Annotated in this window: 17 protein-coding genes and 1 other annotated feature; of the genes, 9 read left to right on the top strand and 8 right to left on the bottom strand. The window is 31.3% G+C overall.

All coding sequences use genetic code 11. From position 1 onward, the window contains the following. Positions 1–2: 2 nt before the first annotated feature. From FAY47_RS16145 to FAY47_RS16125, 5 genes are all read right to left on the bottom strand, one after another. Complete coding sequence (locus FAY47_RS16145; protein ID WP_143317942.1) at positions 3–2,123, bottom strand: glycoside hydrolase family 3 C-terminal domain-containing protein; 2,121 nt, start codon at positions 2,121–2,123, stop codon at positions 3–5. A gap of 60 nt (positions 2,124–2,183) precedes the next feature. Beyond that, positions 2,184–4,502, bottom strand: a complete 2,319-nt coding sequence (yicI, locus tag FAY47_RS16140) for an alpha-xylosidase (RefSeq protein WP_143317940.1) — start codon at positions 4,500–4,502, stop codon at positions 2,184–2,186. A gap of 69 nt (positions 4,503–4,571) precedes the next feature. Further along, positions 4,572–6,251, bottom strand: coding sequence for an ABC transporter substrate-binding protein (locus FAY47_RS16135; RefSeq protein ID WP_143317939.1), 1,680 nt, complete (start codon positions 6,249–6,251; stop codon positions 4,572–4,574). Positions 6,252–6,313: 62 nt separating this feature from the next. Beyond that, a complete protein-coding gene (locus FAY47_RS16130; protein ID WP_143317937.1) occupies positions 6,314–7,195 on the bottom strand; it encodes a carbohydrate ABC transporter permease in 882 nt (293 codons plus the stop codon). A 31-nt stretch (positions 7,196–7,226) separates the two neighbouring features. Then, the gene (locus FAY47_RS16125) at positions 7,227–8,189 is read right to left on the bottom strand and encodes an ABC transporter permease subunit (protein WP_143317936.1); all 963 of its coding nucleotides are present in this window, start codon (positions 8,187–8,189) and stop codon (positions 7,227–7,229) included. A 163-nt stretch (positions 8,190–8,352) separates the two neighbouring features. Here FAY47_RS16125 and FAY47_RS16120 point away from each other — a divergent pair, with 163 nt between their 5' ends. From FAY47_RS16120 to FAY47_RS16105, 4 genes are all read left to right on the top strand, one after another. Then, the gene (locus FAY47_RS16120; RefSeq protein WP_143317935.1) at positions 8,353–9,105 is read left to right on the top strand and encodes a class I SAM-dependent methyltransferase; all 753 of its coding nucleotides are present in this window, start codon (positions 8,353–8,355) and stop codon (positions 9,103–9,105) included. A 69-nt stretch (positions 9,106–9,174) separates the two neighbouring features. After that, positions 9,175–9,708, top strand: coding sequence for an RICIN domain-containing protein (locus FAY47_RS16115; protein ID WP_143317934.1), 534 nt, complete (start codon positions 9,175–9,177; stop codon positions 9,706–9,708). Positions 9,709–9,944: 236 nt separating this feature from the next. Further along, entirely contained in the window at positions 9,945–10,511 is a 567-nt protein-coding gene (locus tag FAY47_RS16110; protein ID WP_143317932.1) for a TetR/AcrR family transcriptional regulator, read from the top strand. A 3-nt stretch (positions 10,512–10,514) separates the two neighbouring features. Further along, a complete protein-coding gene (locus tag FAY47_RS16105) occupies positions 10,515–11,138 on the top strand; it encodes a GNAT family N-acetyltransferase (protein WP_143317931.1) in 624 nt (207 codons plus the stop codon). A 67-nt stretch (positions 11,139–11,205) separates the two neighbouring features. Here FAY47_RS16105 and FAY47_RS16100 read toward each other — a convergent pair whose 3' ends face one another. The 3 genes from FAY47_RS16100 to FAY47_RS16090 all read right to left on the bottom strand — a co-directional run bounded on the left by FAY47_RS16100 (position 11,206) and on the right by FAY47_RS16090 (position 14,172). Beyond that, the gene (locus FAY47_RS16100; protein ID WP_143317929.1) at positions 11,206–11,895 is read right to left on the bottom strand and encodes a YesL family protein; all 690 of its coding nucleotides are present in this window, start codon (positions 11,893–11,895) and stop codon (positions 11,206–11,208) included. A 133-nt stretch (positions 11,896–12,028) separates the two neighbouring features. Continuing rightward, complete coding sequence (locus tag FAY47_RS16095; protein ID WP_143317928.1) at positions 12,029–13,510, bottom strand: L-fucose/L-arabinose isomerase family protein; 1,482 nt, start codon at positions 13,508–13,510, stop codon at positions 12,029–12,031. Positions 13,511–13,548: 38 nt separating this feature from the next. After that, positions 13,549–14,172 carry a DUF4867 family protein gene (locus FAY47_RS16090; RefSeq protein WP_143317926.1) on the bottom strand — a complete coding sequence of 208 codons (624 nt, stop codon included), beginning with the start codon at positions 14,170–14,172 and terminating at the stop codon, positions 13,549–13,551. 384 nt (positions 14,173–14,556) lie between these two features. On the opposite strand from FAY47_RS16090, the gene FAY47_RS16085 reads away from it, so the two are divergent. From FAY47_RS16085 to gatB, 5 genes are all read left to right on the top strand, one after another. Then, the gene (locus tag FAY47_RS16085) at positions 14,557–17,205 is read left to right on the top strand and encodes a cation-translocating P-type ATPase (RefSeq protein ID WP_143317924.1); all 2,649 of its coding nucleotides are present in this window, start codon (positions 14,557–14,559) and stop codon (positions 17,203–17,205) included. 91 nt (positions 17,206–17,296) lie between these two features. Further along, positions 17,297–17,629 (top strand) — a binding site (T-box leader). Between the two features lie 72 nt (positions 17,630–17,701). Then, positions 17,702–18,991: an aspartate--tRNA(Asn) ligase gene (gene aspS, locus FAY47_RS16080; RefSeq protein ID WP_143317923.1), complete on the top strand. Its 1,290-nt coding sequence runs from the start codon at positions 17,702–17,704 to the stop codon at positions 18,989–18,991. Positions 18,992–19,003: 12 nt separating this feature from the next. Continuing rightward, complete coding sequence (gene gatC, locus FAY47_RS16075; RefSeq protein ID WP_143317922.1) at positions 19,004–19,291, top strand: Asp-tRNA(Asn)/Glu-tRNA(Gln) amidotransferase subunit GatC; 288 nt, start codon at positions 19,004–19,006, stop codon at positions 19,289–19,291. Positions 19,292–19,303: 12 nt separating this feature from the next. Continuing rightward, entirely contained in the window at positions 19,304–20,767 is a 1,464-nt protein-coding gene (gene gatA, locus FAY47_RS16070; RefSeq protein ID WP_143317921.1) for an Asp-tRNA(Asn)/Glu-tRNA(Gln) amidotransferase subunit GatA, read from the top strand. A 21-nt stretch (positions 20,768–20,788) separates the two neighbouring features. Further along, a complete protein-coding gene (gene gatB, locus FAY47_RS16065; protein WP_143317920.1) occupies positions 20,789–22,228 on the top strand; it encodes an Asp-tRNA(Asn)/Glu-tRNA(Gln) amidotransferase subunit GatB in 1,440 nt (479 codons plus the stop codon). Positions 22,229–22,309: the final 81 nt, after the last annotated feature.

The raw sequence follows: 22,309 nt of genomic DNA, 5'->3' as shown, positions 1-22,309 counted from the left end.
ACCTAAAACCTGCACTCTGAATTGACGTTAAACTCACCTTTTAATCTTATATCCTGTACAGAACTTCCAACAAACACTTTAAACTTACCTTCTTCAACTATCCATTTTCTTTCTTGTTTACTATAGAAAGCTAAAGATTTCCTACTTATTTTAACTTCAACCTCCTTAGTTTCACCTGGATTTAAACAAACTTTTTTAAATCCTTTTAATTCAACTGAAGGTCTTGGCAATGACGATTCCTCATCGCCTATATAAACCTGAGAAACTTCTTTTCCAGCTAACTTAGATGTATTAGTAACATTGAACTTAACTACTATATCTTCCATTTTCTCATTATTATCTACCTTTAAATTCTCATATTTAAAGATAGAATATGAAAGTCCATGTCCAAAACAAAATAATGGTTCTATATTGTAAGTTGAGAAATATCTATATCCTACAAAAATACCTTCTGAATATTTAACTGTTTCTTTACCAGGGAATTCACCTATACTATGAGCTGGACAATCCTCTAGTCTTTTAGAAAATGTAACTGGCAATTTCCCTGAAGGGTTAACATCTCCAAATAATACCTCTGCCAAAGCTCTTCCACCCTCCATTCCGTTATACCAAGTTTGAACTACTGAAGGCGTATCTTCTATCCACTCTGTCATTTTAGTTGGTGATCCACTAAGAATTACTACAACAGTGTTTTTATTCACCTCTAAAACTCTTTTGATAAGTTCATCTTGATTATATGGAAGATCTAAGTCCGTTTTATCATATCCTTCACTATCTACATAGCGTTCTATTTTTTCATCTTTTGAAATTGTAAGAGCATTATCTTTAAGCTCCAATTCCTCTCCAGTATGTTTTAATCCTCCAACTATTACCACAGCATCAGAGTTTTGTGCTAATCTGACTGCCTCCTCTATTAACTCTTCCTTTTTAGATTTATCTGAACTATATCCTTTTGCATAACTTACATCAGTTTGTCCACCTAGCCTCATCTTAATGCCAAGTAAAGGAGTCATCTCATACAGTGCTTTTATCTCAGCACTTCCGCCTCCATTTGAATGTGATATATTAGCATTCTGGCCTATTACAGCTAATCTTTTTATATCACTGTCCTTAAAAGGAAGGGTATTTCCTTCATTTTTTAGTAAAACAATTGACTCTCTAGCAACATTAAGAACTTTTTCTCTACTTTCAAAATCGTTATAACTTCCTCTTTTTCTATTATCCGAAAAAGCATTTATCTTATACATTAACCTTAAAATTCTTCTAACTTTTTCATCTACTACTTCTTCTTTTATCTTTCCTTCTTTTACAGCCTTAATTAATGGATTTGCAAAAAAATATTCGTCAAAATCATAGGTAACACTCATCTCAATATCTAAGCCACCTTCAGCAGCTTCTACAGTATTATGAACTGCTCCCCAATCAGATATAACAACTCCATCAAATCCCCATTCATCCTCTAATATATCCTTTAACAAGTATTTATTATGAGAACAATGATATCCAAACAACTTATTATAAGCTGTCATTATGGAATATGCATTTCCTTCCTTCACAGCTGCCTCAAAAGCTGGCAAGTATATTTCTCTTAATGTTCTTTCATCTACTTCAACCTCAACATTCAATCTCTCTGTCTCTTGATTATTAACAGCAAAATGTTTTACACAAACAGCTACATCATTTTTTTCTTGAACTCCCTTAACAAAAGGAACAACCATCTTACTTATTAAGTAAGGATCCTCTGACATATACTCAAAATTTCTACCACATAGAGGGCTTCTAACAATATTAATTCCAGGACCTAAAATAATATCTTTCCCCCTACCTCTAGCCTCTCTTCCAAGTACTGTTCCTGCCTCATATGCCAAATCTGTATTCCATGTAGCTGCCAATGCAGTATTACAAGGAAGATATGTCACGTAGTCATCCGTATTACCAATTGGGACCCAACTATCATCTGGAAATTCGTGTCTAACCCCCATTGGCCCATCTGACATTTTCAACGGAGGTATTCCTAATCTTTCTACTCCTTCAGTTCTAAATAGTCCTCTTCCATGGCACATTCCAACCTTTTCTTCCAAAGTAAGTTTCGATATTAATTCTTCAATCTTCTCTTCATTCATGATTCTTACCTCCAAGCCTTCATTTACAGTTAAATAGGAAGGTACACCTTTCCTACTTTATTAACTTAACTCACATATAGCTTTACAGTTACCTGAAAGCACTACCTTTGTATCATTTCCTTCTTTTGTAAGGGTACCACCTTTTACATTCTTTATATTGTTTACATTTTTAAATATGATACTAAATGGTTTATCTACACCTACTGCCTCTACAGTTATCTTATATTCATTCTTTAACACTTTCACATTAAGCACTTCATTACCATCCATATCTAATACTTTAGTAGATGCTTCTACCCCATCTCTTAATTCATATGCTAATATAGATACATCTTCTCTATAGTCATAATCTGGTTTTCTATTTTCATTTCCAATTGCAATTAAACTATTTTCTTTCACCATCATAGGTATACTTAAAAAATCATGAATTTCTCTAATCCATCTTCCACCTTCATACTTCTTACCAGTAATAAAGTTTGTCCATTTGCCGTCAGGTAAATAGTATTTTGCTTCTCCCAACCCATTAAAAATAGGTGCTACTAAGATAGAATCTCCAAGCATGTATTGCCTATCTAAATAAGTGCAAGCCAAATCATCTTGGAATTCTAATATCATAGATCTCATAACTGAAATACCTGTTTTATGAGTAAATACTGAAGCTTTATATAAATAAGGCATTAAACTACATTTTAATTTTGTAAAGAATCTAACTACATCAACTGCTTCCTCATCATAAAGCCAAGGGACTCTATAAGACGTACTTCCATGTAATCTACTATGAGATGATAGAAGTCCAAATGCGACCCATCTCTTATATACATCAGCTGTTGATGTACTTTCAAATCCTCCTATATCATGGCTCCAAAACCCAAATCCAGACATGCATAAAGATAATCCACCCCTTAAGCTTTCTGCCATAGATTCGTAATTAGATTCACAATCTCCTCCCCAATGTACTGGGAACTGTTGCCCACCTGTTGTAGCTGATCTTGCAAATAATACCGCTTCCTTTTCTCCTGAAACTTCCTTTATGGTATCAAAAACTACTCTATTATAAATCTGAGTGTAATAATTGTGCATCTTGTATGGATCTGATCCATCAAAATAAACCACATCAGTTGGTATACGTTCACCAAAGTCAGTCTTAAAGCAATCCACTCCCATATCCATTAGTTCTTTAAGCTTACTTGAATACCATCTGCACGCATCAGGATTTGTGAAGTCAACTATTCCCATAGCAGGTTGCCACATATCCCATTGCCACACATCTCCATTTTGTCTTTTTAGTAAATAACCATTATTCATACCTTCATCAAAAAGTTTTGACTCTTGTGCTATATATGGATTTATCCAGACACATATTTTTAATCCCTTTTCTTTTAATCTCTTAAGCATACCTTTAGGATCCGGAAATACTCTATTGTCCCACTCAAAATTGCACCAATTGAAATCCTTCATCCAGAAACAATCAAAATGAAAAACTCTTAACGGCAAATCTCTTTCAGCCATACCATCTACAAATTCTGTAACAGTTTTTTCATCATAGTTTGTAGTAAAAGATGTTGTTAACCAAAGACCAAAGGACCATGTAGGTGGAAGAGCTGGTTTTCCTGTTAAACTTGTATAATTTTTAATGACTTTTTTCATTGATCCTCCAGCAATAATGAAATAATCTATACACTCCCCTGCTACACTAAATTGGACTTTAGTTACCTTTTCAGATGCAACCTCAAAAGATACTTCTTCTGGATGATTTACAAATACTCCATATCCTTTATTGGTTATATAGAAAGGAATATTCTTATATGATTGTTCAGTACTTGTTCCACCATCTTTATTCCATATATCAATTGTCTGTCCATTCTTTACAAAAGGAGTAAATCTTTCACCTAAACCATAAACTAATTCTCCTACCGATAATTGTAATTGTTCTCTCATAAAAACTTCTTTTTTATCAGTTTTTACATAAGCCATTCCTCTATATAGACTTGAAGTTAATTTTCTTTCTCCTTCATAGAAATTCATAACCCATGAATCCTTTTCTATTTCCATCCTTAGATTCCCTGACTCAAATAAAACTTTACTATCCTCATCTTCAATCTTAACTTTCTTGTTAGCATCCTCATAAATTTCAAAGCTTGGAGTTTTAGCTTGTTGCCCCATGTAGTGATAAGCTCTAACCCTTATTACATCTTCCATTGGTGATGAAATTTTATATGTTATAACTGGACCTTGAAGGGTATCCCCTCTATGATTTATTTTGTTACAAGGTGCATAAACTGTTATTTCGTCATCTTTAATATTTGTACTATAAACTTCCTGTGGGCTAAATGTCTCAATTCCTTCTTTATTTAACCAACAACCATTACTAAATTTCATACTGTACCTCCCTTATAATAAAATCACCTCAAAATAGACTATTATATTTTGAGGTGACTTCTTTCATGATTAATTATTCCAAAGTTTTAGTTTTTCTTTAACCATATCAGTCATAGCTTGATTTGCTTTCTCTATATTCATAGCTTTAAGATCTGATTGTATCTTATCCCAAGCTGCATCAAAATCAGATTCTTTTCCAAGAATCGCTTGAGTTATTGCTTTTTGAACATAATCATCAGCTTTCTTTTGAATAATAGCTAAGTCACTATCACTAGGAATTGTATATTGCCATGCTTGTCCGTGTTTAGATTCTCCTAAATCTTCAGGAGTTGGGAATATATCGGTCCATGATTTTGCTCCATAAGCTTTCAATGTCTCTTTCTCAGCAGAATTATAATTCTTAATATAGTCATCTACTGATCTAGGTGTATAAGTGTCGCCATTTGAATCAACAGCACCATCTCCTCTTTGTGGAAATGGATAAGCATACTTACCTACACCGGTTTTCATAGCAAAATCTTTATCAGTATTTCTTTGTTGTTGAATCTCTGGTTTAAATACCCTTTTACCATTTTCTACTGTATAATGTGTTCCTTCAACACCCCAATTTAACAAAACTTGTGCTTCATCTGATGCTAACCAATCTAAGAATTTAAATGCTCTTTCTTTATCCTTGCAAGATGATGAAATGCCAACTCCTCTAGCTCCGCTGAATCCAAAGTTCTTTGTTGTAGGATCTTTATATTTTTCTCCTAAAGTAACAGAAAGAGGTGCAAATGTTCTTTCATCTTTACCTGATGATTGTAAAGTCTTAGTAGCTTGATCATAATCCCATCTAGCATCTGAAATTCCTAAAACATTACCTTGAGTTAATTTAGCTTTATATGCATCTTCTTTTTGAGTAAATGATTCTGGATCTAATAATCCTTCTGCATTTATATGATTTAACCATTTAAAATAGGTTTTAACCTCTGGTACTTGAAATTTATATATTGCTTCTCCTGTCTCATCATCAACCTTAAATGAACCATCATCAGGAATCCCTGCTACAGTTGCCCCTATATTACCACAGGTAATAGCCCATCTCCAGTCGCTTGACATTAATGTCATACCCACAGTCTTCTTACCATTAATTTCTGGATATTTTGCTATATAGTCCTTTAATGCTTTTTCATAATCATCTAAAGTTTTAATTTTAGGATATCCCAATTCCTTTAATACAGCATTTTGAATCTGTAAATTTCCATTTGGATTTATTATTGCATCATTCATACCAGTTGCCGAATATGTTCCAATTGTATATATTGATGGATCATCAGCTGTATATTTTAATCTTTTTATTTGATCTCCATATAAAGCTTTTAAATTCTTTCCACTCTTTTCTATATAATCATCAAGCTTAACAAGAGCTCCTGCATCTATTAACTTACCAGTATCATCTTTACCATATATTAAATCTGGATAATCACCACTTGCAATCATTAGTGGAATTGCTTGAGTATCACCTGCTACTGGATGGCTAATCTTTAATGTCACTCCTGTAAGTTCTGTTATCTTCTTAGCAACATCATCATCAAAATTAATATCTACTGAAGAATCTGCGGTAAACATATTTAATGTTATAGGTGACTTATCCATTTCACCACTAGTTGACACTGAATTCTTGTCCTTTGAACTTCCACATCCAACCATACTTGTACTAAGTAAAGCCAATGAAAGTATTATTGATAAAATTTTGCATTTTTTCATTAATCTTTCCCCCTTAATTGATATATCTAAATGCTAAATATTCATTTAGCAATTTACTCTTATTAGCTCTTTACAGCACCTAAAGTCATTCCAGTTACAAAATACTTTTGCACAAACGGATAAACTAACAATATAGGTACTGTTGCAACCATAGTAATTGCCATTTTTATAGATTCTGGATTTGTAGACGCTGCTTGCATTAATACATTACTACCATCAACCTTTGCATTACCAGTTGCATTACCCATAACTTTCATAAGTTCATATTGAAGTGTTGTTAATGAATCATTTGTTTTAGCATAAAGATAAGTATCAAACCAACTATTCCATTGATAAACTGCAATGAACAGTGCTATTGTAGCTATAACCGGTAAACATAATGGCAATATAATCTTAAAGAATATTGTAAAATCATTGGCGCCATCTATCATAGCAGATTCATTTAAAGCTGGTGGTAACCCATCAATAAACGACCGTATTACAATTACATTAAATGCACTAATCAATCCCGGCAAAATATACACCGAAAAGTGTCCTACTAATCCAAGATTTCTAATAAGCATATATTCTGGAATTAATCCACCACCAACATACATAGTTAAAACAAATAATATTGTGATTGCTTTATTAAATATAAATTCTCTTCTACTAATGGTGTAAGCTACCATAGCACTTGCTATTACCCCTGTAGCAGTTCCCACTACTGTTCTTGCTACTGATATGAACAATCCTCTTCCCAAATTATCACTATTTTTAAATATCTCTTTGTAATTTTCCAAAGTTAATGCTCTTGGAAGCACATGAATTCCACCCTTTACAGTATCACTCGCATCATTTAATGAAATAGCTAAAACATTTAGAAATGGATATATTGTTATTATTGCAATCCCTACCATTATTACTATTAAAATCACATCAAAAGCCTTAATCTTTTTTCTCCTCATAAAATTTCCTCCTAACCCTTATTAACTTTAATTATATAAGGCTTCCTTCCCCAGCTTTTTTAGCTATTTTATTTGCACCAAATATTAATATAATACTAACTACTGACTTGAATATACCTATTGCAGTACCAAAGGAATATCTAAACATCCCAATACCATAATCCAATGCATATTTATCTAGTACTAAAGATTTATCTGCAACTATCGGGTTACCAAGTAGCATTTGCTTTTCAAATCCTATATTTATTAAGTTCCCTATACTCAAAATCAGTAAAACTATTATCGTTGGTTTTATTGATGGAAGAGTTATATTAATTATCTGTCTAAATCTCCCTGCACCATCGACTTTTGCTGCATCATATAACTCTGGATCTATAGCTGTCATAGCTGCAAGATATATTATTGCATTCCATCCTACTTCCTTCCATATATCTGATCCAGTAACTATTCCCCAAAACATATTGGGATTTGACATAAATGATATTGGAGTACTAATTATATGCAAATTCATAAGCAGTTCATTTACTACTCCACTTGGTGCAAGCATACTTGTGATAATACTTGCTGCTACAACCCATGATATGAAGTGTGGTAAATATGATACTGTTTGTACAACTCTTTTGAATCTAACACTTCTTAGTTCATTAAGAAACAAAGCAAAAATTATAGAAGCTGCTGTACCAAATACTAATCCTAATATACTCATTGCCAATGTGTTTTGTAAGGATTGATAAAATTGAGGTTCACTAAATAATTCTTTAAAATGTTTTAGCCCTACCCAAGTTTGATCCAAAAACCCTTTTCCTGGTTTATAATCTTGAAATGCCATTGTCCAACCTATTAACGGTAAATATTTGAATATTATTACCCAGATGACAAAAGGCAATGACATAAATATTAGGACTCTTTGTCTTTTCATTAAGTCCCATGATATTTTCACTTTTTTCTCTTTCTTGCTTTTAACTTTTTCTGTACCTACTACTGGAACTTGCATTTATGTCCCCCCTTATTTCCTTGATATATTAATTTTATTATTCATTCTAAATTGCAACTACCCTCAAAAATGTATATGTTTTCATGTAAAAATTAGAGTTCCTTCATTTAGGCTAAATGTTATAATTATGTATACAGTCAATTAACTACTAAGGAGACTATTTATGAAAGATAAACTTAATTCTGAAATTATAAAAAACGATAACGATGTATTTGTTATGTTAGACAACTTATTAGAAGAAAAGGATAATGAATGGTGGAATAAATTCTATTCTGATAGAGAGAAGCCTATCCCATTTTTTAAAAATATTCCTGATGAAAATCTTGTTAGCTATATGGACAAAGACTTATTGAAAAAAGGAAAGGCTCTTGATATAGGTTGTGGATATGGCAGAAACTCTTTTTATCTTTATAAAAACGGATTTCAAACTACCGGTATAGATTTTTCAAAAACTTCTATTGAATGGGGAAAACAAATACAAAAAGAAGATTCTTCAAACGTTAACTTTTTATGTCAGTCCATATTTAATTTTAAAGATACCCAAGAAAGTTACGACTTTATTTATGATAGCGGCTGTCTTCATCATATAAAGCCTCATAGAAGACCTGAATATCTAAAAATAATATCAAAATATTTAAAGCCTGATGGATACTTTGCAATGGTATGTTTTAACCTAAAAGGTGGTTCAAATATATCAGACTATGATGTTTATAAGGATTGCTCAATGCATGGCGGAATGGGCTTTTCTGAACATAAACTCAAAGAAGTCTTAGAACCATATTTCCAAATAATCGAATTTAGAGAAATGATAGAAACTACTAATGAAAATATATTTGGGAAATCATTTTTATGGACAGTTCTAATGAAAAAAAATAAGATTTTTTGTATCTCCACACAAAATCAGTTATTTTCATAAAAACAACTTACATTTAAACATAAAATTTGATAATATGTAAATATAATGAAATGAGAGAAGGAAGTTTTTATGAAAAAATTATTAACAAGTTTTATTTTATTAACAAGTTTTATTTTTGGTGGGGTTAGTACACAAGCATTTGCAACTGAGCAAATACAAAGTACAAATGCTTACTGTATTCAATCTAAACATAGCGGGAAAGTTTTTGATGTTATGCACGCATCTACAGATAATTATGTATCAGTTATACAATTTGATCCTAATGGTAATGACAATCAGAAGTTCGAAATAATTCCTGCAAATGAGGAGTTTGGATATTATTACATTCAAGCTAAACATAGTGGAAAATATTTAACTATTACAAGTACAAATAATCTTACACCAATTGTACAAATGCAATCACTTGAAACACCTACTGAAAAAGATTGTCAAAAATTCAAGCTTATTTCCGTTCCTGGGAATAATGAATATTATTATATTCAAGCTAAACATAGTGGAAAGTATTTAACTGTTTTAGGAGAGAGTATGGATAGCACTATACCAATTGTACAATATTACTTTACTGGAAGAGATAGCCAAATGTTTAGATTCACTTCTAATTAGCAAATTAAATTAAAAAAATTTGATTTTAATAATTTATAAAAAGCCAATGATTTACTAAAGATTATTGGCTTTTTGTATTTTGCAAAAATATCATTTAGCGAAATTATACCTTTCTTATATATTCATTATTAAATAACTTCAAACTATTTATTGACAAAAAAGACTTTAATAAGTATAGTGGTACTATAAATACTCTTGCAGTACCGCCGGTGCTGCAAAGGGAGGATGTTTAATATATGGAAAAGAAAATATATAAAAAAACTTTAAAACTTTTAGGAAATAAAGGTGTTAAATTTACAACCGAAGATTTGGCAAAGGAATTAGGCACAAGTAAGCGTACAATTTATTCATATTTTGCCTCCAAAGATGAAATTATAGAAAAAACTATAGACTTTGTTTTTAATGAAATTATGGCTTTAGATGCTGAAATCCTTGAAGATAGTACTCTTACACTTCAACAAAAAATCAAACTATATTTTGAAAACATTCCTTATGCATATAATCTTAGTGCTATAATTCGTCACATTGATGATTTTCAACGATATTATCCTGACTTATGTGAAAAAGTGAATAATAATATAAATATTTTATGGGACCCAATTTTAAAATTAATTGAGAAAGGTATAAAAGATAATGAGTTCGAAGAAATTAACACAACTGTATTCAAGTTAATGTTAAAAGAAACTTTGAAAAAACTTTTGGATTTTGAGTTTCTTTCTAAAAACCAAATAAGTTTTGAAAATGGAATCAAATCAATGAACAATATTATTTTATATGGTTTAGTTAAAAGAAAGGATGATTAAATTATGGATGATATTTTAATTACAAAAGGAGATCCACTATCTAATGTTGGAAGCAAACTTAATTGCATGGCGTTAGAATATATGGCTTATCCTCTTGCAGGTTCTAAGGAGCCAACTTTAATTGAAAAAGTTTTTAAAAAATTGTGGGAAATAGATTCCAATAGATTTAGTTATGAATATGCTTTTGAAGCAAAGCTTAATGATAAAACAGTAGGAATGATTACTTGTTTTCCGGTTACTGTTATGAATAAACTTAATTGGCTAACCACAAAAAAACTATTTAAACTTCGTAACTTGGGCTTAATTCGTTACATACTTTTACATCCTAAAGAAACATTATCCATGTTATCTTTAAATGAAGGAAAAGAAGATGAATATCATATTGGCTCTATAGCTACATTACCTGAAAGCCGTGGTTATGGCATAGGTTCAAAATTGATTTATTTTGCCGAGGAACAAGCTAAATTAAATCATTATAATAAGTGCTCACTAACTGTAAAAAAAGAAAATAAAAAAGCAATTAAGTTGTATGAAAAACTAGGTTTTAAAATTGTTGATTCAATAGAAAAACCACCATATTCACTTCATCGCATGGTCAAAATAATTGATATTGGTACAATATTCTAAGTGAAATAAAAATAGTGCCTATACCTCATTGATATAGACACTATCTCACTATATAAATCTATAAGCATTATTGGCTATTATACCTTTCTTTTATTTCTTCTTGAAGCTCACTAATAGTCTTATCTTCTATTTTCATTATTAAATAACTGATAACACTTGCTCCAAATAATAAGCCTACTAAAGATAATTTAGTAAATTTTATAATAGCTAATATTATGATAATTGCTGATAGACAACTTATACTTATATAAAACTTTTTAACTAATAGCTTCAATGAAATTTTAAAAGCATAAGATATTTTTATATTATATCTTGATATTATTGGATAGATATAAAACTGTACTAATATAGTAAAAATTATTATAGCTAGAAACAAGTATCCCACATATATATTCCCATTTGAATTAAAATACCCCATATCAAAACATGCAATTCCAATTACAATATTCACTATTATTCCTATTAGTAACCCTTGAAGAAAATTCAATTTATAAAAATGAAAGAAATCCTTAGTTGCCGATATTTCTCCACTTCTTATAAGCTTTCCCATTACAGAAAACAATGTCGTAACAGCTGGTCCTAATAAGATAGAAAGAAGTAACATTCCTCTTAAAGAAACTTTCTCCTGAAAAATGACCATATAAATAAGTAATGGTGATATAACTAATAAGAAATATAAATTCGTTATAAAAAAATTAGTTATATTATTTGTTATAATATATAACTTACTATCAAGTATATTTCTATCATTTTTCATAACATCCCCCCTTACAATTATTGTTATTCTACCATTTAAACCTATTTTTGTAAATTAGAACTTTATAAGAAAAAGCCTGTATACCTGAAATTAATCAAGCATACAGCCTTTATTTGAAATACTGTTTTCCTTATTATTGAAATGGGTTTTCAGTTTTATATAACATTCCTTTTGGTTTATTAAATCCTACTTCTTTAACACCTAAATATCTAAATAAGTTATATATAGCTTTTCCATAATGTCCAAATGCTACTGCTCCATGATGTGGATATCTATTCTCAATTAATACATGGCGATAGAATCTTCCCATTTCAGGAATTGCAAAAATTCCAATTGCTCCAAATGAGCGAGTTGCTACAGGTAACACTTCTCCCTCTGCTACGTAAGCTGTTAATTCTGCATCGGCATTACTTTGCAATCTGAAGAATGTTATTTCACCTGGAATAATATCACCTTCAAGAGTTCCTCTTGTTATATTAGGCTCTTGATCTGGTTCTAAAGCTCTTGCCATTATCATTTGATTCTTCATGCTACAGAATGATAGTTTACTAGATGCTGTATTACCACAATGGAATCCCATGAATGTATCCTTTAATGTATATTGGAATTTGTCTTTAATATCTTGTTCATACAAATCAGCAGGAACTGTATTATTAATATCAAGTAATGTTACAACATCATTACTTACGCAAGTTCCTATATATTCACTTAATGCTCCATAAATATCTACTTCACAGGATACAGGTATTCCCCTTGTAGCTAAGCGGCTATTAACATAACATGGTACAAAGCCAAATTGTGTTTGGAAAGATGGCCAACATTTATTTGCAAAAACAACATATTCTCTTGATCCTTTATGCTCTTCCATCCAATCTAATAATGTAATTTCATATTGAGCAAGCTTTGGTAAGATTCCAGGCATTTTATTTCCTTCCCCTAGTTCATCTTCCATGCTTTTAATTACTTCAGGTATTCTTGGGTCTTCTGCGTGTTCATTAAATGCTGCAAATAGATCAAGTTCTGAATTTTCCTCAATTTCAACTCCTAAATTGTATAATTGCTTAATAGGCGCATTACAAGCTAAAAAGTCTTGTGGGCGTGGCCCAAAAGATATAATTTTCAAATTCTTTAACCCTAATAATGCAGTGGCAACTGGTTTAAACTCTTGCATCATTTCTGCAACTTCTGAAGCTGTTCCAACTGGGTATTCTGGAATATATGCTCTTATATTACGAAGTGCTAAATTATAACTAGCATTTAACATTCCACAATAGGCATCTCCACGGCCTCCTACTAAATTATCTCCAGTTTCTTCTGCTGCTGCAACAAACATTACAGGTCCGCCAAATTCTTTAGCGATTAATGTTTCTGAAGTTTCAGGTCCAAAATTTCCAAGATAAACTACTAAAGCGTTTACATTGGCTGCCTTAATTTCAGCTAATGCCTTTCTCATGTGAACTTCATTTTCTATAGTTGTTTCACACTCAAAAATCTCTTCTCCTAACTCTTTAAATGATTTTACAACTGCTTGTCTACGTGAAACTGATAATTCCATTGGAAAGCAATCTCTGCTTACTGCAACTATCCCTAATTTTAATTCTGGTATATTATTCATTGTAATTCTCCCCCATTACTATAAATTTATTTAAACTTCTATTTGATAGAAATATTTTTACCTACTAATCCAATGAAAGCACCTTCGCTATCTAAATTAGTGTCTTTATGTCCTATTAACCATTTATTCTTAGCAAACAATAACCTATCTTCTCCATCTTTATTAATGCTCTTCTCTAAAGGTAAATTTGTGTCCTTTGGTAATACAACAATGCACTTAAATCCATCATCTGCTACATTACAAGGTGCATAATGAAGAGTTGTTGCATATACTTCTATGATTGTTCCTTCTGGAACCAAAAAAGCTTCTATTTTGGATGTATCATAGGTATAATCTTTCTCTATATCTTGCTGACAACCTATAAGCAAAATTAAATCTGTAACAGCTATATTTATTTCTGATGAACGATGATATTCCACTGCATTTAATAAATAGTTATTCCCATTACAATATCCAATTTGTATTGGTAATCCTCCAAATGCTCTGTCCTTTAAATCCTCTGCAATTTCTAAGTCTTCAAGTTCCTTAACGGATGGCTCATATATTACATCTCTTGGCAAAGGAGTATCCTTCATCTTTTTAATTATTTCCTTCAGACTATAGTTTTCTAGAACTCGTCCATACTTACTAAATTCTTTATCAGTAACTTTCTTGATGACCATAAAACCCGCCTCTTTCCTATTATCTATATTTATTAAAATACTTTTTAAAAGTATTTTAATAAGTTAATTTTACATTTATTACTTTTATTAGTCAACAACTATTATGAAATTTTCGAAGTAATTATTGAAATTGAAACTCGTCATTCTCTATTGACAATTTTCCAATTCTAACGTATTCTAAATATATAAATAAATATTTCTTAAGTTATTAAGAGGGAGTAGTTTAAAATATAACATCAACAATCGCGGTTTTTAACCTGGTGTTATATGCCTAAAATGGTTACCAGACTTTTAATATAATTAATCTATGTTAATTATATTAAAAGTCTTTTTTTATTGTTTTAATTTAAACTGTTCAACAAAAAATGGAGGGAGAATAATTTTATGGAAAAGTTTTTTTCAAAATCATCTAAGGAAGCTTTAAAAAAATTCAATGTAGATAAAAATGGTCTATCAAAGGATCAATTAAAAAACTCTTTAGAAAAACATGGTTACAATGAACTTACGGAAAAGAAAAAGAAAAGTATTTTTATTGTTTTCCTAGAACAATTCAAAGATTTGCTCGTAGCTATATTAATAATTGCTGGTATTGTTTCTATGGCAACTGGTAATTCAGAAAGTACTATAGTTATATTTGCTGTTATTATTATGAATGCTATTTTAGGAACTGTTCAAAATGTTAAAGCAGAGCAATCCCTGAAAAGTTTAAAGGCTCTATCAGCACCTAATGCTAAGGTAATTAGAGATGGTGTTAAGTATGAAATTCCATCTAGAGAAGTTGTTCCAGGCGATATTTTAATCTTAGAAGCTGGGGACCTTGTTGTAGCTGATGGTCGTATTATCGAATCTTACTCATTAAAGATAAATGAAAGTGCTCTTACAGGGGAATCTGAGGCCGTTGAAAAATTTGAAGAAGTAATAAAGGCTGATGAAGTTGCTCTTGGAGATCAAAAAAATATGGTATTTTCAAGTTCTTTAGTTACTTATGGACGTGGATTAATTCTTGTTACTGGTACAGGAATGAATACTGAACTTGGTAAAATAGCTACTTTAATGGAGCAAACTAAAGAAAAGAAAACCCCTCTTCAAATAACATTAGACGATTTTAGTAAAAAACTAGCTTTAATTATCCTAGTTATATGTATTCTAGTCTTTGGTTTAAGTCTATATAGAAATACACCAATTCTTGATTCATTAATGTTTGCTGTTGCTTTGGCTGTTGCTGCTATTCCTGAAGCATTAAGTTCTATTGTTACAATTGTATTAGCACTTGGAACTCAAAAGATGGCTAAGGAAAATGCTATTATTAAAAACATAAAAGCTGTTGAGGGGTTAGGTTGTGTATCCATAATCTGCTCTGATAAAACAGGTACTTTAACTCAAAATAAAATGACCACAAAGCAAATCTACACTGATACATCATTAGTTGAATCTGAAGAACTAAATTTAGAAAATGAAGTTCACGCTTCCCTACTAAATGCAGCCATACTTTGTAATGATTCAACTAACGTAGATGGTAATGAAATTGGAGATCCAACTGAGGTAGCTCTTGTAAATCTTGGACATATACACTCGTTAACTGAACAAGAAGTTAGAGAAAAGTACAAGAGACTTAAAGAAATTCCTTTTGATTCTGATAGAAAATTAATGAGTACACTTCATGAAATTAATGGTGAATTAATTATGTATACAAAAGGTGCATTTGATGTACTTTTAAATAGAATAACTCATATAAAAACATCTGAAGGTTTAAGGAAAATTACTGATGCTGATAAGGCAAAAATCGTAGATACAAATAGATATTTATCAGAAAATGGTCTTAGAGTTCTTGCCTTCACATATAAGGTTCTTCCTGAAGAAAAGGAACTTACTTTAGAAGATGAAAATGATTTTGTATTCCTTGGATTAATATCTATGATAGATCCACCTAGAATAGAATCTGCTGACGCTGTTAAAGATTGCATAAGTGCTGGAATAAAGCCAATTATGATTACAGGCGACCATAAGATTACCGCTTCTGCTATAGCAAAGCAAATAGGCATATTAAAAGATGGGGATATAGCTCTTGAAGGATTAGAATTAGACAAACTTTCTGATGAAGAGCTTAATGAAAAACTTGACCATGTATCTGTATATGCTAGAGTATCACCTGAGCACAAAATTCGTATAGTTAATGCATGGCAAAACAAAGGCAAAATAGTTGCTATGACTGGTGATGGAGTTAACGATGCCCCTGCATTAAAACAATCTGATATAGGAATAGCTATGGGTATTACTGGAACTGAAGTTTCTAAAGATGCCGCTTCTATGATACTTACAGATGATAATTTTGCAACTATAGTTAAAGCTATAACGAATGGTAGAAATGTTTACGCTAATATTAAAAACTCAATTAAATTCTTACTTTCAGGTAATATGTCTGGAATACTTGCAGTGCTTTATGCTTCTATAGCTGCTCTACCAGTTCCATTTGCACCTGTACACCTTCTGTTTATTAATTTATTAACAGATAGTTTACCTGCTATTGCAATTGGTATGGAAAGATCAAGAAAAGATTTATTAAAAGATAAACCAAGAGATAGTAAAGAATCTATATTAACAAAAGACTATGTAAAAGAAATTGCTTTTGAAGGTCTATTAATTGGAATATTTACAATAATAGCTTTCCATGTTGGATTATCTACAGGTAATGAACATGCTGCAAGTACTATGGCCTTTGCTACTTTATGTTTAGCTAGATTATTCCACGGCTTTAACTGTAGAGGTAAAAAATCAATATTTGGTCTTGGAGTATTCTCGAACAAATTTAGTTGGTATGCTTTTGGAGCAGGTTTATTATTCTTAAACCTAGTACTCTTTGTCCCACCACTACAAAATTTATTTGAAGTTACACCACTTGATGGAACATTAATTGCTAGTATTTACTTATTGGCATTTTTACCAACATTCATAATTCAAATATTTAAAATAATTACTAAAGATTTTGATAAAAATGAAGCTGAGAATACAGCTAATGAACCTTTAAAATTCTAATAAAATTACACTTTTTTATAAATATTAAAAAAAAGGTATTGATTTATTAATAATTCGAGCATATAATAATAAATAATTCAATAAGTTTTTAATGAAATCAATGACGAGGAGAGTAAATACATGCTTGATTCTAAGCGAACTAGGGACGGTGTAAGCCTAGTATGATGGATGTATGGAAGAACACCTTTGAGATGCTAACCGAAATGTAAAAAGTAGACTTAGCCGGTTGTCAACCGTTAAAATGACTAGATATAAAAGCATAGAACTTTTGTATCGATATGAGTGAGCTAAAGCTAATTTAGGGTGGCACCGCGGATATACACCGTTCCTATACATGAGTATAGGAACGGTTTTTTTATACTTATGTAATCCTAAAATACTCTAGCTAACTAGGGTGGCACCACGGATTTTTTTCGTCCCTATAGGTTAATTTAAACCTATAGGGGCGTTTTTTATTTATATTAATCTATGCAATAAACAAGGAGGCTATTAAAAAATGGAAAGAATTTACGTATGTGATATCAAGGATTCTAAAGACACGCAAATACTCGTAAGGGGTTGGGTTCATAAAATTCATGAACTAAGTACAATATCTTTTGTGCATCTTAGAGATAAAACCGGAATAATTCAACTTGTAATGGACAAAAAACATTCAAAACAACTTCGCTTAGAGATGAGTATTGAAGCAATTGGGGAAAAAGTAATGAATGAAAAAGCTCCAGGTGGAATCGAATTAGATGCTAAGGAATTAACAATCTTGGGAGAAGTTTTTTATGACAAACTTCCTTTTGAAATAAATGGCTTTAAACTTAATGCATGCTTAGAAAAACAACTAGATTATAGGGCATTAGCTTTACGCAGACCTAAAACACGAGCAGTATTTAAGGTTCAAGAAGAGATTACTGATGCTTTTAGGACGTACCTTAAGTCTAGACGTTTTTCAGAGATTCATACTCCAAAAGTTATATCTTCAAGTACTGAAGGTGGATCTGAAATGTTTACTGTTGATTACTTTGGAAGACGTGCATTTTTAGCACAAAGTCCTCAATTTTATAAACAAATGATGGTTGGTGCTGGTTTTGAAAGAGTTTTTGAAATTGCTCCTGCTTATAGAGCAGAACTTCACAACACTTGGAGACATCTAAATGAATATATAAGTTTAGATATAGAAATGGGATTCATTAAGGACGAAACTGAACTTATGGACCTTGAAGAAGGATTCTTAAACTATCTTTACTCAGTTTTAAGAAAAACTTGTAAGAGCGAATTTGAAATGTATAATATTGAACTTCCTGAAAAAATTGAAATTCCAAGAATTCCACTTGCTGAAGCTCATAAGATACTTCTTGATAAGTATAACAAAAAATCTCCAGTTGGAAATATAGATGCTGAAGGAGAAGTATTAATTTCAAAATATGTTAAAGAAACTTATAACTGTGATTTTGTATTTTTAACAGAATATCCAGTTGCCAAAAGACCAATGTATGCAATGCCTGACAGTGAAAAACCAGGCTTAACCAAAAGCTTTGACTTAATATTTAAAGGACTTGAAATTACTACAGGTGGTCAAAGAATCCATAACTATGAAATGTTAAAAGAAAATATTAAAAAATTCGGACTAAACCCTGATGATTTTGCATTCTATTTAGAAACCTTTAAATATGGAATGCCTCCACATGGTGGATTAGCCATTGGTTTAGAAAGACTTACCTTAAAAATCTTAGATCTTGAAAATGTTAGAGAAGCTACTCTCCTTCCAAGAGATTTAAGAAGATTAGAACCATAGGAGGATACGAAAATGAAAGTTGAAATTAAAGATGTTGAATATATAGCAAAACTTGCTAAACTAAGATTTACTGATGAAGAAACTATACGACTTGCTGGTGAATTTGAAAGCATACTCTCCCACTTTGAATCAATTGATAAATTTGATTTAAGTGATATAAACTTAGATCTTCTATCTGATGATTTAAAACCAGTTCTTAGAAAAGATGAAGTTTCTCAATTTGAAGATAAAAAGAAGCTATTCCAAAATACTAAATCTATGAAGGATACCGCAATTATGGTTCCTAAAATTATTGAATAGGTGGTGAAGTTAATGGATATTAGAAATATGGATATATGTGAAATAAAAGATGGTGTTTTACAAGGAAAATTTACTGCTATAGAAGTAACTACTTCACTGTTTGAAGCTATAAAAGAAATCGATCCTAAAGTTCAATCTTATCTTAGACTTTGTGAAGATTCAGCTTTAAAACAAGCAGAAAAAATAGATAAAAAAATTGCAAATAAAGAACCCGTTGGTGCTCTTGTAGGTGTACCAATTGCAATTAAAGATAATATTTGCACAGATGGTATTTCTACTACCTGCGCTTCTAAAATGTTAGAAGACTTTATACCGCCTTATAATGCTACAGTAATAGAAAAATTGCTTAAAGAAGATGCAATAATCGTAGGAAAAACTAACATGGATGAATTTGCTATGGGTTCTTCTACAGAAAACTCAGCTTTTCAAACAACTAAAAACCCTTGGGATCTTCAAAGAGTTCCTGGCGGTTCTTCAGGTGGCTCTGCTGCTTGCGTTGGTGCTGGACTTGCACCCGTTTCTTTAGGATCTGATACTGGTGGATCAATAAGACAACCTGCTTCTTTCTGTGGCGTTGTAGGACTTAAACCAACATATGGTTTAGTATCTAGATTTGGTCTTATTGCTTTTGGATCTTCTTTAGATCAAATCGGTCCATTCTCAAAATCAGTAAAAGATGCTGCCCTTACGCTACAAATAATCCAAGGAGATGACCCTTTAGATTCAACAACCTATAAAGAATCTATTCAAACCGACTATCTATCAAATATAGATTCAGGAGTTAAAGGAATGAAAGTCGGAGTTCCAAAGGAATTTTTCAAAGAAGGTTTAGACGAAGAAATTAAGCAAGCTCTATTAGACTCTATTGAAAAATTAAAATCCCTTGGTGCAGAAGTTGAAGAAATGTCTCTTCCTATTACTGAAGAAGGTCTTTCAGCTTATTATATAATTTCTTCTGCTGAAGCTAGTTCAAACCTTGCAAGATTTGATGGAATAAGGTATGGATATCGTCCAAAGGATTTTGTAGATGTAGATGATTTAATAGTTAGTAGTAGAACTGAATCTTTTGGAACTGAAGTTAAAAGAAGAATTATGCTTGGAACTTATGCTCTATCTTCTGGATATTATGATGCATATTACAATAGAGCACAAAAATTGAAGAAAAAAATAAAAGAAGAATTTAAAAAAGCATTTAATGAATATGATGTTATATTAAGTCCAACATCTCCTACTCTACCATTTAAAATTGGTGAAAAAAGTGAAGATCCATTATCAATGTACTTAGGAGATATTTACACAGTTAATATTAACCTTGCAGGTATACCAGCCATTTCTCTTCCTTATGCCAAGAGTAAAGATGGATTACCTATCGGAATTCAAATACTAGGACCACATTTTGGTGAAGAAAAGATATTTAAAGCAGCTTACGCTTTAGAGCAAGAAGTTAAAATATCTACTCTTGCACCAGTACTTTAGTAAAGAAAGGAAGAATTAATTATGAGTTTAGAAACCGTAATAGGTCTTGAAATACATGCTGAATTAAAAACTAAAACTAAAATATTCTGTTCCTGCTCTACTGAGTTTGGTACAGAGCCTAACCACAATACCTGCCCTATTTGTTTAGGACTGCCAGGAACACTTCCTGTCCTTAATGAAGAAGTTGTAGCTTTGGCTATTAAAGCTGGTAGATCTTTTAACTGCAAAATAAATAAATTAAATAAAATGGACAGAAAAAATTACTTCTACCCTGACCTTCCAAAAGCTTATCAAACATCTCAATTTGATTTACCTTTATGTGAAGGTGGCTATGTAGAAATAGATGTTAATGGAACAACAAAAAAGATTCGTCTTAATAGAATTCATATTGAAGAAGATGCTGGAAAGCTTGTGCACGTTGATGAAGATAATGTATCTTTAATAGACTACAATCGTGTAGGTGTACCTCTTATAGAAATGGTTTCTGAACCTGATCTTAGATCCCCTGAAGAAGCTGTCACTTACTTTAAAACTATAAAATCAATTTTGCAATATGGAGATATTTCAGACTGTAGAATGGAAGAAGGTTCATTAAGATGTGATGCTAATATATCTATTAGAGAAGCTGGTTCTGATAAATTAAACACTAAAGTAGAAATGAAAAATATAAGTTCATTTAAAGAACTTCAGAAAGCTCTTGAAAAGGAAGAAAAACGCCAAAGAGAACTGTATAACTATGGTGAAGAATATAAAATAAAACAAGAAACTAGAAGATGGGATAACGGTAAAGGAAAAACTGTACCAATGAGAAGCAAAGAAGATGCTCACGACTATAGATACTTCCCTGAACCTGATCTTGTTCCCATAATAATTCAAGAAAAACAAATTAAGGAAATCGAAGCTACACTTCCTGAAATGCCTAAAGTAAAAAAAGAAAGATTTATTAATTCTTATGGATTATCCGTTAAAGATGTAGAAATAATTATTGATGATAAAAATCTTTCTGATTTATTTGAGGAAACAATAAAATTAGGCGCACCTCCTAAAGCTGTTGCTAATTGGATTTTAGGAGATTTCCTAAGACTAAATAAAGAAGAATCTCTAGATACTTCTTCAAACAACATTAATTCTAAGAACTTATTTGAACTAATCTCTTTAATAGACGAAGGTAAAATAAGTACTACTGTAGGTAAAGAAGTATTTGAAGAAATGTTTAAGAGTGGTGATTCTGCTAAAAAAATAGTTGAATCTAAAGGCTTATCTCAGATTAGTGATAGTTCTGAACTCCAATCATTAATTAAAGAAATTGTTGATAACAATCCTCAATCCGTAGCTGACTTTGCTGCTGGGAAATCACAAGCTGCTGGATTTTTAATGGGACAGATCATGAAAGCATCAGAAGGGAAAGCAAACCCAAAGATAGCAAAAGAACTCCTTTTTACTATATTAAAAAATCAATAATCGAGTAGGAGGTAGATAATTATTTTATCTACCGACCTCTCACACCACCGTACGTACCGTTCGGTATACGGCGGTTCATTA

This window comes from Clostridium sp. HBUAS56017 (assembly GCF_007115085.1).
Classification (GTDB): domain Bacteria; phylum Bacillota; class Clostridia; order Clostridiales; family Clostridiaceae; genus Clostridium; species Clostridium cibarium.
Note: the sequence above shows the minus strand (reverse complement) of the source record. Positions and strands in the feature narration are given on the sequence as shown.